General features: G+C 56.6%; 14 protein-coding genes and 1 tRNA gene. 9 read left to right on the forward strand and 6 right to left on the reverse strand.

Features of this window, described 5'->3' with window-relative positions; all coding sequences use genetic code 11:
* Positions 1–4: 4 nt before the first annotated feature.
* From AB4090_RS01450 to AB4090_RS01470, 5 genes are all read right to left on the reverse strand, one after another.
* On the reverse strand, positions 5–3,067 hold the full coding sequence (locus AB4090_RS01450) for an error-prone DNA polymerase (protein WP_369572073.1): 3,063 nt from the start codon (positions 3,065–3,067) through the stop codon (positions 5–7).
* Positions 3,051–4,457 (reverse strand): hypothetical protein, encoded by a 1,407-nt coding sequence (locus AB4090_RS01455; RefSeq protein WP_369572074.1) that lies wholly within the window; start codon positions 4,455–4,457, stop codon positions 3,051–3,053. The genes AB4090_RS01450 and AB4090_RS01455 overlap by 17 nt, the downstream gene beginning before the upstream one ends.
* Before the next feature lie 12 nt (positions 4,458–4,469).
* The gene (gene imuA, locus AB4090_RS01460; RefSeq protein WP_369572075.1) at positions 4,470–5,099 is read right to left on the reverse strand and encodes a translesion DNA synthesis-associated protein ImuA; all 630 of its coding nucleotides are present in this window, start codon (positions 5,097–5,099) and stop codon (positions 4,470–4,472) included.
* Positions 5,099–5,707 carry a transcriptional repressor LexA gene (gene lexA, locus AB4090_RS01465; protein ID WP_369572076.1) on the reverse strand — a complete coding sequence of 203 codons (609 nt, stop codon included), beginning with the start codon at positions 5,705–5,707 and terminating at the stop codon, positions 5,099–5,101. Before lexA ends, imuA begins: the two co-directional genes overlap by 1 nt.
* A gap of 73 nt (positions 5,708–5,780) precedes the next feature.
* Positions 5,781–6,392 (reverse strand): trimeric intracellular cation channel family protein, encoded by a 612-nt coding sequence (locus AB4090_RS01470; RefSeq protein WP_369572077.1) that lies wholly within the window; start codon positions 6,390–6,392, stop codon positions 5,781–5,783.
* A gap of 201 nt (positions 6,393–6,593) precedes the next feature.
* Between AB4090_RS01470 and AB4090_RS01475 the strand changes: the two genes are divergently transcribed.
* The 6 genes from AB4090_RS01475 (at position 6,594) to AB4090_RS01500 (ending at position 11,008) form a co-directional block, all read left to right on the forward strand.
* Positions 6,594–7,334 carry an SDR family NAD(P)-dependent oxidoreductase gene (locus AB4090_RS01475; RefSeq protein WP_369572078.1) on the forward strand — a complete coding sequence of 247 codons (741 nt, stop codon included), beginning with the start codon at positions 6,594–6,596 and terminating at the stop codon, positions 7,332–7,334.
* Positions 7,335–7,370: 36 nt separating this feature from the next.
* Positions 7,371–9,176, forward strand: a complete 1,806-nt coding sequence (locus AB4090_RS01480) for an ABC transporter ATP-binding protein (RefSeq protein WP_369572079.1) — start codon at positions 7,371–7,373, stop codon at positions 9,174–9,176.
* Positions 9,177–9,373: 197 nt separating this feature from the next.
* A complete protein-coding gene (locus tag AB4090_RS01485) occupies positions 9,374–9,703 on the forward strand; it encodes a hypothetical protein (RefSeq protein WP_369572080.1) in 330 nt (109 codons plus the stop codon).
* Between the two features lie 118 nt (positions 9,704–9,821).
* Positions 9,822–10,214, forward strand: coding sequence for a tetratricopeptide repeat protein (locus tag AB4090_RS01490; RefSeq protein WP_369572081.1), 393 nt, complete (start codon positions 9,822–9,824; stop codon positions 10,212–10,214).
* Positions 10,215–10,274: 60 nt separating this feature from the next.
* Positions 10,275–10,359 (forward strand) — tRNA-Leu (locus tag AB4090_RS01495).
* Between the two features lie 256 nt (positions 10,360–10,615).
* Positions 10,616–11,008, forward strand: coding sequence for a DoxX family protein (locus tag AB4090_RS01500; protein ID WP_369572082.1), 393 nt, complete (start codon positions 10,616–10,618; stop codon positions 11,006–11,008).
* A gap of 99 nt (positions 11,009–11,107) precedes the next feature.
* Here the strand turns inward: AB4090_RS01500 and AB4090_RS01505 are convergent, their stop codons facing one another.
* Positions 11,108–12,418 (reverse strand): arsenic transporter, encoded by a 1,311-nt coding sequence (locus AB4090_RS01505; protein WP_369572083.1) that lies wholly within the window; start codon positions 12,416–12,418, stop codon positions 11,108–11,110.
* Between the two features lie 99 nt (positions 12,419–12,517).
* Between AB4090_RS01505 and AB4090_RS01510 the strand changes: the two genes are divergently transcribed.
* Genes AB4090_RS01510 through AB4090_RS01520 form a run of 3 tightly spaced genes read left to right on the forward strand, consistent with a single transcriptional unit; the run spans position 12,518 to position 13,832 of the window.
* Entirely contained in the window at positions 12,518–12,844 is a 327-nt protein-coding gene (locus tag AB4090_RS01510) for an ArsR/SmtB family transcription factor (RefSeq protein WP_369572084.1), read from the forward strand.
* Positions 12,845–12,866: 22 nt separating this feature from the next.
* Complete coding sequence (locus tag AB4090_RS01515; RefSeq protein ID WP_369572085.1) at positions 12,867–13,361, forward strand: arsenate reductase ArsC; 495 nt, start codon at positions 12,867–12,869, stop codon at positions 13,359–13,361.
* Positions 13,362–13,364: 3 nt separating this feature from the next.
* Positions 13,365–13,832 carry a VOC family protein gene (locus AB4090_RS01520; RefSeq protein WP_369572086.1) on the forward strand — a complete coding sequence of 156 codons (468 nt, stop codon included), beginning with the start codon at positions 13,365–13,367 and terminating at the stop codon, positions 13,830–13,832.
* Positions 13,833–13,847: the final 15 nt, after the last annotated feature.

The raw sequence follows: 13,847 nt of genomic DNA on the forward strand, positions 1-13,847 counted from the left end.
CACATCAATGGAAGTCTCTGGAGTTCACTGGTAGTGATTTTGAACGGTCACGTAAATCTCGTACACCTTCCACGATGATGTTATGCACGTAAGGCCCGTGTTTTTCCAGGCGGCCTTGTATCACCAGGAGCTTTCCGTGCAAAATTTCTCGACGCCATGCTTCAACCCGCTGTGGCCAGATGATGAGATTGGCGCGCCCGGTTTCATCCTCGATGGTCAAAAAGACCGTGCCATGGGCAGTGCCCGGCCGTTGGCGATGCGTAACCAAGCCGGCCACGCGTACTTGCGTACCCGTAGACTGACGCAGCGATTGTATAATACTGCGACAACCCTCCCGCTCCAGTTGCGGGCGCAAGAAGACCAATGGGTGTGGCCCCAGACTCAGCCCCAGTTGCTGATAGTCATCGTGGCACAGATTGGCGGCAGATGCTGGCGTGAGAGAAGAACGTGCAATAGAACTTGCTGGGAGACGCAGCGCCGTATTTTCCCGCAGCGCCAGAATCTGCCACAGGGCCTCACGGCGGTGGCCAAGCAAGGCATCGAAGGCACCAGCGCGCGCCATTTTTTCCAGACTCGGGCGCCCCACCCCGGCCTCATGAAAGAGAACCGCTGGCTCCAGACTGCCACCATCATCGCGCCACGTCAGGCTGCGCTCAGCATCGCTGCGCGCCAACCCCTTGACCAGATGCAGACCCAAACGCACGCGCCGATCGCGAGCCCGTGTTTGCCAGTGACTGCGGCGGATATCTACGGGCAGGACTCGTACTCCTTGGCGTTTTGCTTCTTGCACAATTTGCGCCGGAGCATAAAAGCCCATGGGTTGGCTGTTGAGCAGGGCTGCGGTAAAGATCGCTGGATGGTGGCATTTGATCCAGGCCGAGGCATAGACCAGCAGCGCAAAACTTGCCGCGTGGGATTCGGGAAAACCATATTCGGCAAAGCCACGAATCTGCTCACAGAGTTGCTGCGCAAATTCTGCTGCATAGCCGCGCGCCGCCAGCCCCTCCAGTAAACGCTGCTGATAGGGGCCGAGATCACCCTTGCGCCGCCAGGCTGCCATGGCACGGCGCAGACCATCAGCGGCATCGCCATCAAAGCCTGCTGCATCCATGGCAATCTGCATCACCTGTTCTTGAAAAATCGGCACCCCCAAGGTCCGTTCCAGAACCTTCTGCACTTCGCGACCAGGATACACCACGCGCTCCTGACCGGCCCGCCGCCGCAGATAGGGATGCACCATTCCACCCTGGATGGGGCCGGGCCGAATGATGGCGACTTCTATCACCAAGTCATAAAAACAGCGCGGGCGCAGGCGCGGCAGCATGCTCATCTGCGCCCGCGACTCCACCTGAAAGACCCCCAAACTCTCACCACGTTGCAACATGGCATATACCTCGGGATCTTCCGCGGGGATTTCCGCAAGCCCCATGCCCAGGTCATCCAGGACAAGACGCAGAACAGTAAACATCCCCAGGGCAAGCAGATCCACCTTCAGGATACCGAGAAGGTCGAGATCATTTTTGTCCCATTGCAGTACTGTGCGTTCGGACATACGGGCCGGTTCGATGGGCACCAGGGTAGCGAGCGGGGCCTGGGACAGCACCATTCCTCCCACATGCTGGGAAAGATGGCGCGGCATACCCACCAAGGCATTGACTACGATGATAAGACGTTGGATAGCGGGGCTTTGTGGATCAAATCCAGCCTCTTGCAGGCGTTCCGGGAGCACCTTGTGACCATCCCACCAAGCCAGTTGCCGGCTGAGCTGATCCTGTTCGGCAGCAGAGAAGCCGAGGGCGCGGCCAGCATCACGCATGGCGCTGCGCGGACGATAGTGGGTAATACTGGCCGTCAGGGCGGCATGCTGTCGACCGTAGCGGCGAAAGATGTACTGGATGACCTCTTCTCGCCGCTCGTGCTCAAAATCGACGTCGATATCCGGCGGTTCTCCCCGCTCGCGCGATAGAAATCGGGAAAAGAGCAGATGCGCCCGAGCCGGATCGACCTCGGTAATCCCCAGGGCATAACAGAGCACGGAGTTGGCTGCCGAACCACGCCCCTGGCAGAGGATACCGCGCTCCCTGGCAAAGCAGACAATCTCGTACACTGTCAGAAAGTAATTGGCATATTCCAACTCGGCAACAATGCGCAACTCCGCCCATAATTGCTGCCGCACCTGCTCTGGCGCCCCTTGCGGATAGCGGCGTAGCAGGCCTTTTTCGGCTTCTGTTTGCAGATACTCTTGCGGACTTTGCTGCACGGGGCAAGCACCTTGCGGATAGACATAACGCAGCTCCTGCAAAGAAAAATGACAGCGCTGCATAATCTGCAGGGTTTCTGCCAGCAATTCTGCTGGATAGATCTGCGCCAGTTGCTCCCGCCGGCGCAGGTGTCGTTCGCCGTTGCGAGGCAGCTCCCAACCCAAGTCTCCAAGCGGCTTGTGCAAACGAATGGCGGTGAGCACATCCAGCAAATACCGCTCCGAACGCCGCGCCATGCAGGCACCGGTGCAAGCCACGGCACGGAGTGGATAATCTTGTTGCCAGCGCCACAAACCCGTTAGACGTTGTTGATGGTCGCCGTTATACAGCAAAGACAAACCCAGCCACACGCGTGCAGCCCCCCAAGTGGCGCATAAATCCGCAACGGCTGCATGGTCTTGCGGCGCCTCCCGGTAATCGGGCAAAAGGATGGCAAACAATCCGGACAAAGGCAGTAGATCGGCGAGAAAGGCCCTGTACTCGCCCTTCCCTGCCCGACTACGGGCAACACTAATCAACTGCGCAAGCGCTGCATACCCCTGCCGGTTTTCGACCAGCAGAACCAGGCGCAAGCTTTCTTCTAGCTGTAAGGTGCAGCCGAGCAGTAGTGGCAGGCCAATCGTCTGGGCATGGATGTGCGCACGCGGCGCGCTGTACAGGGCACATTCTTCGGTGATGGCTAGCGCCGCATAGCCCAACTCTTTTGCCCGATCCAGGAGTTCTTCCACACCTGCCGTGGCATGCAGAAAGCTCAGGTTGCTCAGGCAATAGAGCTCGGCATAGGCGGGCTCAGGCGAAGTATCCATGCAAAAAATACTCACCCGAACGGCGATCGCGAAAGACCCAACACTGCGCTCCATCGGCGCGTCGCCAACGAAAATAGTCACGGCTCAGATCGTGACCATCCCACCAACCGCCTTCAATGCGCTCCAAATCGCTCGAGGCTGACACAGGAAGCAAAGAGACCGGCGTAGCCTTGGGCAGTAGCCACAAAGGACGGGGGCGAGGATCAAGAGGGCTAATCGCATCCTGCGCCTCGGGCGAGACGGGCTGCCAGGCAGATTCTGGACGATGATCGGCACGAACCTGTACGCGGTAAATGCTATCCGACCCTAGGCGGGCGCGCCATCGGTCCAACAGTTGCCTCTGTTCTCTTGCCAGATTTTGCTCCCAGAAATCTCCCTGCTCGCCGGCCCAATTCTCCGCATCCAAGGCCCGCAGTTGCAGCTGCCGAGCTGCAAAATTCCAGGGGCGCCGCAGTAATCGTTCCTGCCACAACTGCAGAAAGAGTTCGGCGCTGTTCAGGGGGCTACGACTTTGCAACAGTTCACGGTACTGCGTATCGCGTCCCTGCAAGAGCAGCTCCCAATGGGTGCTGGCGCGCTGCCGTAGGCGTAGACGTAACTCTTGAAAGGCACGGTGTAGCGGAAAGCGTAAGCCCTGCCAATCGGAGACTTCCTGTAGCAGTGGAAAAGAGACAAAAAACTCTTCCTGTACGGGCCAAGCACTGCGGGGATCCGGTCGATCACCGCGCAGGCGATCAAAAAAGCTCTCCCATTCCGGACCAAAGCGCAGCGCCCGCTCCCGTCGATCGAGTCGCAGACAATCGCCGCAACTGTACAAACCCAAGCTCTGCCAGCGCACGAGCAAGGTACTCTTTGCCGGGAAAAACTGCAGGGAAATCCCTTGCCAGCAATCCTGAAAAGATTGTTGCGCCGGACAGCAATGCAATTCGGCATTTTCTCCTTGCCAGGCGAGCAATGCTGCGGCTAGCGGCGTGGGCGCCAAGCCCAGATGCACGCGCAGATGTACCCCGGCAAACTCGTGGATAGCTTGTAGGAGCGCCTGCGGCGCAGTCCGCCAGTACTGGTTGCCCTGCAGCTCCACCGCCAATACATGTGGCCACTCCTGCAGGGCTACCACCTGTGGCCCCCAGGCATAGAGAATCTGAGCGCACCGGTCGAGAAGATTACACTCTCGTTCCAGGTCGCGCTGTTCTGCCCGCAGCTCTGGCGCCAGAGCACGCGCCTGTGCTGCACTCATCCCCAGCTGCACCCCCCGACTTTCTGCCCCGCGATCCATCTGCCAGACCCGTTGCCGGGAATCGGCAATCCAGACACCAGGCAAACAGCCATCGAGGTTCCACAGCTCTGCCGCCAAGGCAGGAAACACCAATGCCAGCCACTGCTCTGCCATAGGGCACCATCTCTAGATCGCTAGCGGTAATTCCAGATTGGCCACTGCTGGGACTGTGCCCCCGCGACGCTTTTCTACCTGCACCCGGGTTTGCTCGCCAGAGGGCTGCACGCGCAAGCGCAAGGCAGCGGAACTGCGACGGCTTACGGCATCCTGATAAAAGAAAAAGCCCATGCTGTTGCCAGCCTCGGCGGCCAATTGCAAACGACGCTGGGTAGCTTCATCCAGGGCCGGCGGCCATGCCAGTACAGCACTACAAGTCCCAGAGCGTAGCGCCGACTCCAAGGCCCAGAGCTGGTCCTGGCACTGGCGCGGGTGAACCACGAGCATCCGTTCCAAACGCACGCCAGCCGCCGCCAAGGCCGGCGCATAAGGAATATAGGGAGGCAAACACCAGAGCACCCAACGCTTCTCTTGTTGACTCAAGGCGGCGATGGTCGGCAAGAGCAGGCGGAGCTCTCCAATACCCTCTACTTGGCTATGAATTTCGGTGATGGCTCCACGTGGCCAGCCGCCAAGCAAATCACGGAGATCAGGATGCCCAGGATCGTGCAGATGCTTTTTCGGAGCCATATCCGCCGACTGGGCGCGCCACAAGCGCTGCGGGTGACGGGTCAAAAGTTCTTCGACTGCAGTTTTCATCACAGACCTCCTAGGCGCAGCAATCCAATCACCAGCCCTTCCAGGCGGAGATCCTGCTTACGCAAATCGACTTCTATGGGAGAAAAATCCGGATTTTCCGGCATCAAAAATACCTGATGGCCTTCCTTGCGCCAGCGTTTGACGGTCACTTCTCCATCTATCCGCGCTACCACTACTTGGCCATTATGGGCTTCGCTACTCTGCTGCACGGCGAGCACATCGCCATCGAGAATTCCCGCATCGCGCATACTCATCCCCTGCACACGGAGAAGATAATCGGCACCAGGAAAAAGTTGTGCATCAATAGGCAAACGCCCCTCTTGCTGACTTTCGGCTAGGATGGGAGCACCCGCCGGTACGCGACCAATGAGCGGCAGACCTATTTCTTCTACCAATTCACTCACCAGACGGATGCCACGCGCCCTGCCCTCCTGCAAGGTGAGATATCCTTTGCGTGCCAGGGTACGCAGGTGGCTTTCGGCAGCATTGGGAGAACGAAAGCGAAAGGCTTCCTGCAATTCGGCACGCGTGGGCGGTAGGCCCTGCTTGGCGATTTGCGCTTGAATCCAGACAAGAATTTGCTGCTGCCGATGAGTCAAAGGTTCCACAACACACCTCCGTAACCAGTAACTGTATTTTTATACAGTATTTATGAGGAATGCAAGCACCCGCACAAAAAGACTAGCGCGGATGCGGTAAGGTCCAGTGACGGTAGATGCTGAGCGTTCGTAAAATAAAGGTACAGGCGGCGCCAAGCAGGAGGCTGAGCCAGGAAGGGAAATGCAACCAATCCCCACAGAGCACCAAAACTGCTCCTAGTAGCGCTGCGGAGGCATAAATATCGCCACGCAATACCACCGGAACCTGAGCCGTGAGCACGTCGCGCACCATCCCCCCGCCAATGCCGCTGATCATGCCCAACACCGCTGCCATCTCCGGCGCCAATCCATAGTTGAGAGCCTTTTGCGTTCCGGTAACGGCAAATAGTCCCAAGCCGGCTGCATCAAAGAGCAAGACTGGGTACTGCATGCGCTCAAACAATCGATGAAAGAAAAAGACCAGAAATCCAGCCACTACCGCCAAGGCGATGCCGTGCCAGTCGCGAATAGATTGCGGTGGAATCGCGCCAATCAAGACATCACGCACAATTCCTCCGGAAACAGCGGTCACCACAGCCAACACGACGATGCCAAAGATATCGAGCCCTGCCCGCACGCCACGCATGGCACCACTGATGGCAAACACAAAAATCCCAATGAAATTGAAAATCTCTATAAACAGGGAAAAGTGCATGATAGCAACGCCAAAAAGAGAGCGCGCATGGTAGCGCATCCTCCGTCCAAGAGAAAAATCACCAGAATGTAAGGCCGGGTGTAAGGCCGGGCAGTGATGCCGCAGGCTATGTGTTAGACTGGAGGAAATTGTAGTTCTGCCAACGATCACGCCAGTGCACAAACAGGTGCGCAGGAATGAACACAGCAAGGAGCCACTTTCATGATCAAACAGCAAAAAACCGCCGTCGTTACCGGCGCCTCATCGGGCATTGGCGCTGCAACGGTGCAAGTGCTCAGTGCGGCCGGTTATCAAGTGATTCTTGCAGCACGTCGGCGCGAGCGCTTGGAAAAACTGGCACAAGAGTACGGCGGAATCGCTGTAGAGCTGGATGTCACGTCCAGCGCATCGGTCGCTGCCTTCGCCGCCCAAATCGAAACCCCTGTAGATGTTCTGGTGAACAACGCTGGCGGTGCTTTGGGTAAAGAAACCATCGTCGAATTCGATGAAGAACATTGGTTACAAATGTATCAGAGCAATGTTCTGGGGCTCGCTCGCGTTACCCGCGCACTTTGGCCACAGTTGCAAAAGTCCTCTGCCGCTACTGTCATCAATATCGGCTCCGTGGCCAGTGAAGAGACCTATATGGGGGGCGCAGGTTATACCGCTTGCAAGCATGCAGTGCGCGCGCTCAGCGAAACTATGCGCCTGGAGTGGCTAGGCCAGCCCATTCGCATTACCGAGATTGATCCTGGCCTGGTGGAAACAGAGTTCTCGCTGGTACGTTTTGCCGGTGATGCCAAAGCGGCCAAGGCCGTGTACGACGGCATGACGCCGCTGGTCGCCGCAGACATTGCTGAGGCCATTCGCTGGGTAGTATCCCTCCCCGAGCATGTGAATATCGACCGCTTGCTCATCAAACCGCGCGATCAAGCACGGGTCGACAAGGTAGTGCGTCGCTAAACAACGAAACGTCACAACACCGGTGCAGGAATAGAGATGGCCGCCAACCCCTGGCAACGCCCCACCAGCAAAAATTGGCATGCCCTCTTCGCCCTCCTGCCTTTTCTACGTCCACGACTCTGGTTTTTGGTGCTCTACGGCATCTCCCTACTGCTCAGCGCCGCTGGCACCCTAGCTCTGCCCCAAGGCGCACGCTATCTCCTTGATCACGGCTTTCACAACGCGCGGATTTTGCTCCTGGCGAGTCTCGCCCTTTTGCTGCTCGGCATCTTTACTACCGCTGCGCGCGCCGCGCGCGAGGCCCTAGCTACGTGGATCGGACAAAAGGTGGTCGCGGATCTGCGCGACAAAGTCTTTGCCCATGCCGTCCATCTACCCGCACTGTTCTATGAGAGATTCCGTACCGGAGAAGTCATCTCGCGCCTGAGCAGCGACGTCACCATACTCCGCTTTGGCCTTGCTGGTGTGCTCGGTGGCGCCCTACAACACGGTCTGACCCTGATTGGCTCGTTGATCCTGATGTTGGTGACTGCGCCTATCCTGGTGCTGCCAGTCGTGATCGTTGTGCCGCCGCTGGTCTGGGTCAACTTGCGTTCTGGTCGATCGCAGCGCAAATACAGCCGCCTGGAGCAGGATTACCTGGCCGATCTGTCTTCCCATACCGAAGAAAGCATCAATGCCATCCGTACCGTGCAGGCATTAACGCGGGAGAGCGCGGCCAAGGCCACCTACCGCGAAGGTATCGACGGCGTCTTGCAGCAGGTGCGCGGCAGGATTCGTGTGCAAGCCGGCGCTTCGCTACTCAGTGGGTTTTTGATCTTTTTGCTTCTCGCCGGGATGCTCTATTTGGGAGGCTGGCGCATTCTGCATCACCGTGGCAGCGTCGGTGGGCTGACCGCCTTTCTCATCTACGCCATGTTTGCGACATCCGCATTGTCCTCCCTCGGGAGTTTGTGGGGGCAACTGGGACGGCTGCTGGGTGCTATCGAACGCCTGCTCTCGCTCTTGGAACAAGAACCCGAGGAGGCGGTAGTACCAGTAGTAGGCGCCCCAGAAAGCGCGCCCCCCAGAAGTTCTGCGGCTCGTCTGCGCTTTGAGCACGTGTATTTTTCCTATCCCAGCCGTAGCGACATCTCTACTTTAGAAGATATCGATCTGACCATAGAGCCGGGCGAACATCTCGCTCTGGTAGGTGCCTCTGGCGCCGGGAAGAGCACTTTCTTTGATCTGTTGTTACGGCATTACGCAGCCACGCAAGGCCAAATACTGCTCGACGGCCAAGACATTGGCAGTCTGCGTGTTCACGATCTGCGCCAACAGATTGCTATCGTCCCACAGCACCCCGCCATCTTCTCGCTCAGCGTTGCCGATAACATCCTGCTTGCCAAACCGGGCGCGACACCTTCTGCGCTACAAGCAGCCATGCACGCGGCGCGCGTGGATGAATTCGTCGAGCGCCTACCCGATGGCATGCATACCCACGTCGGTGAAAAAGGAATTACGCTGTCCGGTGGTCAGCGGCAACGTATCGCCATCGCTCGCGCCTTACTACGTGATCCGCGCATATTGATACTGGATGAAGCCACCAGCGCCCTCGATGCGGAAAATGAGCGATTGATTCAGGAGGCCCTTGCCGAGCTCATTCGTGGGCGCACCACCTTAGTTGCCGCGCATCGTCTGGCGACTATTCGCGATGCCGACCGCATCGTGCTGCTGGAGGCAGGGCGCATTACCGCTATTGGCGACCACGCGAGTCTATTGAGGAATTCTACCGTATATCGCCACCTTGCCAGCTTACAATCTCTGGATGAACGTCCCCAGTCGAGAGCAGCTTCGTCGTGATATGGCAACAATATTACAAAACATTTTCAAAATCTTAGCCAGATGCCAGACGAATACGTCGGGACATCCCAACAAGAACCAAGGCATCCCTCCCAACGAAAGCATAGCAACGTATTGTTTTTTATAGCTATCATTAAATGGCACGTAGATTGCTAAGTGATATTGCAGTTCAACGTAACTTTTTGAGGAGAAACACAATGTCTGTAAAAACTTCCGCTATCGTTGTCGCCTTGGCTTCTTTGTTTGCCGTTTCCAGCGCTTTCGCCACCACCCCTGCCGCCCCTGCCGCCCCGGCCAAGCCCGCTGCCAAGATGGAAGCGCACAAGGCACCGGTGAAGAAGGAAATGAAGAAGGTTGAGCATAAGGCCGTCGCCAAGAAAGAAGTAAAGAAGGTAGAGCATAAAGCTCCGATGAAGAAAGAAATGAAAAAGGCTCCTGAGCACAAGGCTGTGGCGAAGAAGGCCCCTGCCAAGAAGGTAGAAGCGAAGAAGGTGGAAGCTAAGAAGACCGAAGCCACCGCAAGCTAATCGCTCCGTAGTAAAGAAGGAAGCGTGCTCGGGGGCCAATCGGCCCCCGTTGCACATCTGGAACTCCTCTGCGCTATGATAGTCTGACTGCCTAGTAACCAGCGGACATCAGCTACCTATGAAACAGAAAGCCATACTTCTTGCCGCAGTCCTTCTTGTCATTACCCCCGTTTACAGTGTTGCTGCGGACAACGGCTTGAGCAGCGCAAAAATTCAGCATCTTCAGCGTTCCGCAAAGCTCGGATACGGGCCCGCGCAATATGAGCTAGGGCTAGCCTACGCTGCGGGCGACGGTGTGCCGCAAAACTTACAACTCGCGGCATTCTGGTGGCAAAAGGCAGCAGAAAATCTTAATGCCGCCGCGCAATTGCAGCTCGGCACCGCCTATGCCCACGGTTGGGGCGTCGCACAAAACATGGACCAAGCCATCTACTGGTGGCAAAAAGCCGCGCAAGACGGTGATCACGCCGTTGCCGAGCAAGCCCGCCTTCTCCTCAATCAAGCGACGTAGTCAGATAGCGCCAAAACTGGCGAGGACAACGACTCGTTGCGCTGCTATACTCCCTCGCCTGCCCAAGTGGCGAAATCGGTAGACGCAAGGGACTTAAAATCCCTCGGGTTTTCCCGTGCCGGTTCGAGTCCGGCCTTGGGCACCACCTCAAAGCACGACGGTTTTTCTGCTATTGGCAAGAATTGCTGCTTCTTCAGTCCACATGCTGTGTCTTATCCCCATCGTTCGGGTAGTTAGATGCTGGCCCAAACAACAACGAAAGAAGCTAAGAAATCGAATATTCTAACATAAAGTAATTATAAACAGGATTATAGCTGTTTATAGAAAGAGATAGATTGGCATGAAATGCTGTGCTACTGTGTTACGAAGAAAATAAGAAGAGGTATAATATTGTGAAAACAATGCAAAATGCTGCCGTCTTTCTTGCACGTATCATTATCTTCGCCTGGTTCCTGCCGGCTGGGCTCTCGAAGATCACAAATTACACCGGAACAGCACACTACATGGTGGCAAATGGCGTTCCTGGCTGGCTTCTGCCATTAGTGATTCTCACGGAAGTCGGCGGTTCCATTGTCATTCTGCTTGGCTGGAACACACGCGTATTTGCCTTTCTGCTCGCTGGTTACATCTTTCTTGCGGTATTGTTCTTTCATTTGGAACCAACTACTGCAATGGGCAAGATCGTGCAGATGGCCGAATTAGTCGATGCCGGGGGAATGTTGGTGCTATTTGCACACGGCGCAGGTGATTGGAGCCTGGATTATCTACTTGCATCACGGAAACCTGTAAAGTGAATCCACCACGGAGCCACATCAAGGCCAGGGCTTATCCTTGTGTCCGACGCACCGCACCCGAGTTCAGAGGAATCCAATTTCACTGAACAAACCCTACCCTCATAAGCAACTCAACCACCCGCTCAGCGCGAGAAGGGTGATAATCAATACCGGTGGGGTAAGCAACAGCCCAGTTTTCATGTATTGACCCCAGCCGATGTGTACGCCCTTTCGGTCGAGCACGTGCAGCCAAAGTAGGGTTGCAAGGCTACCAATGGGGGTAAATTTGGGACCGAGGTCACAGCCGATAACATTGGCATAGACCATAGCCTCATGAATCCTCGGACTCGTATGAATGAGGCCAGTGTGGTGGATACTCAGGGCGCCAACCAACACCGCTGGCATATTGTTCATCACGGATGACAGCACCGCAGCAATGAAACCAGTGCCCAGGGTCGCCGTTATCAAGCCTTGCCCAGCCAACCATTGCAGTGCCTCGGCTACCAGATCCGTCAGGCCGGCATTACGCAGGCCATAAACCACCAGATACATCCCCAACACAAACACCACAATCTTCCACGGTGCTTCGCGGAGGATCTTGCGCACGGAAAGTGCAGCACCCGCCCCACCGCGCCACCAGCGCCCCGCCACCGTCAGCAAAATCAGCGCCCCAGTCACTGTCACTAGCGAAACTGGAACTTGCCACTGTGCAGTAATGAAATACGCCAACAACAGCAGCAACAGCACCGGAAAACTCGCGCGAAATACCAGCGGATCGCGAATAGCGGAACGCGGTTCCGGCAGATGAGCCGTGCCGTACTGCACCGGAATCTGCTGGCGAAAGGCCAAACGCAGTACCAACAGGGTAACGAGGAAAGCGACAATGTCTACGGGTACCATGACCAGGGCGTAACGATCAAAGCTGATATCGAAATAATTGGCGCTGACGATGTTGACCAGATTGGAGATCATTAACGGTAAGCTGGTGGTGTCTGCCACAAAGCCGGTAGCGATGACAAAGGCAAAAGTCGCCGCCGGGCTAAACTCCAGTTGCAGCAGAATTGCCAGTACGATGGGGGTAAGCAGCAATGCCGCGCCATCATTGGCAAAGACGGCGGCGATGAGCGCTCCGAGCAGGATGATCAGCGGAAAGAGGCGACGCCCATGTCCCCTCCCCCAACGCGCCACATGTAAGGCGGCCCAGTGAAAAAATCCCGCCTCATCGAGGATGAGAGAAATAATGATCAGGGCAACAAAGGTAAAAGTGGCATCCCAGGTAATCCCCCAAACGATAGGGATGTCCCGCCATTGAATGGCCCCAGTCGCCAGCGCCAGAAGGGCACCGCCCATCGCGCTCCAGCCAATGCTGAGCCCACGCGGCTGCCAAATGACCAAAATCAGGGTAAGCAGAAAAATGCCAAGGGCTAACATGGGGGTCTTTAGTCTGGGAAAGCGAAAAGTAGAGTCTTGACGATAGAAGAATACTTGTCAATACTACAATGGTATTTGAAACGTTGAGGTAATAGCAGCATGGCTGCAGCGGTCGACTTCCCTGCTGAACTCCTGCATCGAGTTTCCCAACTGGATGCGCTGGCCTCGCCGCAACGCCTGCAAATCTTTCGTTTGCTGGTGGAACACGAACCGCAGGGCTTGGTTTCTGGGGACATTGCCGAGCATATTTCGCAAGCGCCGAATGCGGTTTCCTTTCACCTGAAAAGTTTGCAACACGCAGGATTGGTGTCGGTGCAGCGGCAGGGCCGCTTCCAACGCTATCGCGCACGCATGCCGGAAATTCGTGAGCTGCTCGCCTATCTCACAGAAAACTGTTGTCGCGGTACGCAAACTTGTAGTCGTTGATCGCTATCCAGGAGCCTCAGAAATGGCAGTTCCCGAAATCCTTTTCCTTTGTACCGGCAACTCCTGCCGCTCCATTCTCGCCGAAGTCACCCTCAATGGCCTGGCGCAGGGCAAAGTGCACGCCACGAGCGCTGGCAGTCACCCTACTGGCACCGTCCATCCCCGCTCCATCGCCCTGCTCCAAAACGAGGGATTTTCTACTGCGGGATTATCGAGCAAGTCCTGGGACGATCTGGCGACAAGCCCAGACATCGTCATCACCGTTTGCGCCAGTGCAGCAGGAGAGACCTGCCCAGCTTACCTGGGGCCTGCCCTGCGCGCCCACTGGGGTGTAGAAGATCCGGCCAAGGTTACTGGTACGGAAGCCGAAATCAACGCCGCTTTTGAAAATGCATACCGCATCTTGCGGCAACGTATTGAAGCCTTGCTGGACCTACCCGTGGCAGAGCTCTTGGCTGACGATCCAGACAAGCTGCGCACGGAGTTGGCACGTATTGGACACCTTGGAGAAGAGTGAAACATGGAAGCCATGATCCCTAGTACACAGGAGTTTCACCTCAGCATCCGCGTCGCCGATCTGTCCCGCAGCACCGAGTTCTACACCCATTTTTTTGGCGTAGAAGCCAAGGACAAAACGGCACGCTTCAGCACCTTCATCATCCCCCACCTGCGTCTGAATATGGTGCTCCTGGTCAACGACAAAGGCGATGCCCTTGATACCTATAGCCTCTATCATCTGGGGCTGGGGGTAGCGAACCGTGCGGCGTTGATTGAGAGCTATCATCGTGCCGTGGCTGCTGGTGCGGAGGTCGTCAAACCGCCGCGAAGCACCTGGCGCGGCACGCCGTTGCATGAGCTTTGGCTGCGCGACCCAAGCGGTTATCTGATGGAGATCTATGCGCGCATGACGCCAGAGGAGCTTGCCAGCATGCCGGCTGATCAGGAACCGACCTTCCTGGTGGCGGGCACCAAGCCCGTCAAAGGATAGCGAAAACTACATTCA

The organism is Acidithiobacillus sp. IBUN Pt1247-S3 (assembly GCF_041146875.1).
Classification (GTDB): domain Bacteria; phylum Pseudomonadota; class Gammaproteobacteria; order Acidithiobacillales; family Acidithiobacillaceae; genus Igneacidithiobacillus.

Coding starts and splice junctions, on each gene's coding strand:
- AB4090_RS01510 (WP_369572084.1), top strand. CDS start 12,518: ATGGCTGCAGCGGTCGACTTCCCTGCTGAACTCCTGCATCGAGTTTCC.
- AB4090_RS01480 (WP_369572079.1), top strand. CDS start 7,371: ATGGCCGCCAACCCCTGGCAACGCCCCACCAGCAAAAATTGGCATGCC.
- AB4090_RS01470 (WP_369572077.1), bottom strand. CDS start 6,392: ATGCACTTTTCCCTGTTTATAGAGATTTTCAATTTCATTGGGATTTTT.
- AB4090_RS01485 (WP_369572080.1), top strand. CDS start 9,374: ATGTCTGTAAAAACTTCCGCTATCGTTGTCGCCTTGGCTTCTTTGTTT.
- AB4090_RS01450 (WP_369572073.1), bottom strand. CDS start 3,067: ATGGATACTTCGCCTGAGCCCGCCTATGCCGAGCTCTATTGCCTGAGC.
- AB4090_RS01505 (WP_369572083.1), bottom strand. CDS start 12,418: ATGTTAGCCCTTGGCATTTTTCTGCTTACCCTGATTTTGGTCATTTGG.
- imuA (WP_369572075.1), bottom strand. CDS start 5,099: ATGAAAACTGCAGTCGAAGAACTTTTGACCCGTCACCCGCAGCGCTTG.
- AB4090_RS01490 (WP_369572081.1), top strand. CDS start 9,822: ATGAAACAGAAAGCCATACTTCTTGCCGCAGTCCTTCTTGTCATTACC.
- AB4090_RS01455 (WP_369572074.1), bottom strand. CDS start 4,457: ATGGCAGAGCAGTGGCTGGCATTGGTGTTTCCTGCCTTGGCGGCAGAG.
- AB4090_RS01500 (WP_369572082.1), top strand. CDS start 10,616: ATGCAAAATGCTGCCGTCTTTCTTGCACGTATCATTATCTTCGCCTGG.
- AB4090_RS01520 (WP_369572086.1), top strand. CDS start 13,365: ATGGAAGCCATGATCCCTAGTACACAGGAGTTTCACCTCAGCATCCGC.
- AB4090_RS01515 (WP_369572085.1), top strand. CDS start 12,867: ATGGCAGTTCCCGAAATCCTTTTCCTTTGTACCGGCAACTCCTGCCGC.
- AB4090_RS01475 (WP_369572078.1), top strand. CDS start 6,594: ATGATCAAACAGCAAAAAACCGCCGTCGTTACCGGCGCCTCATCGGGC.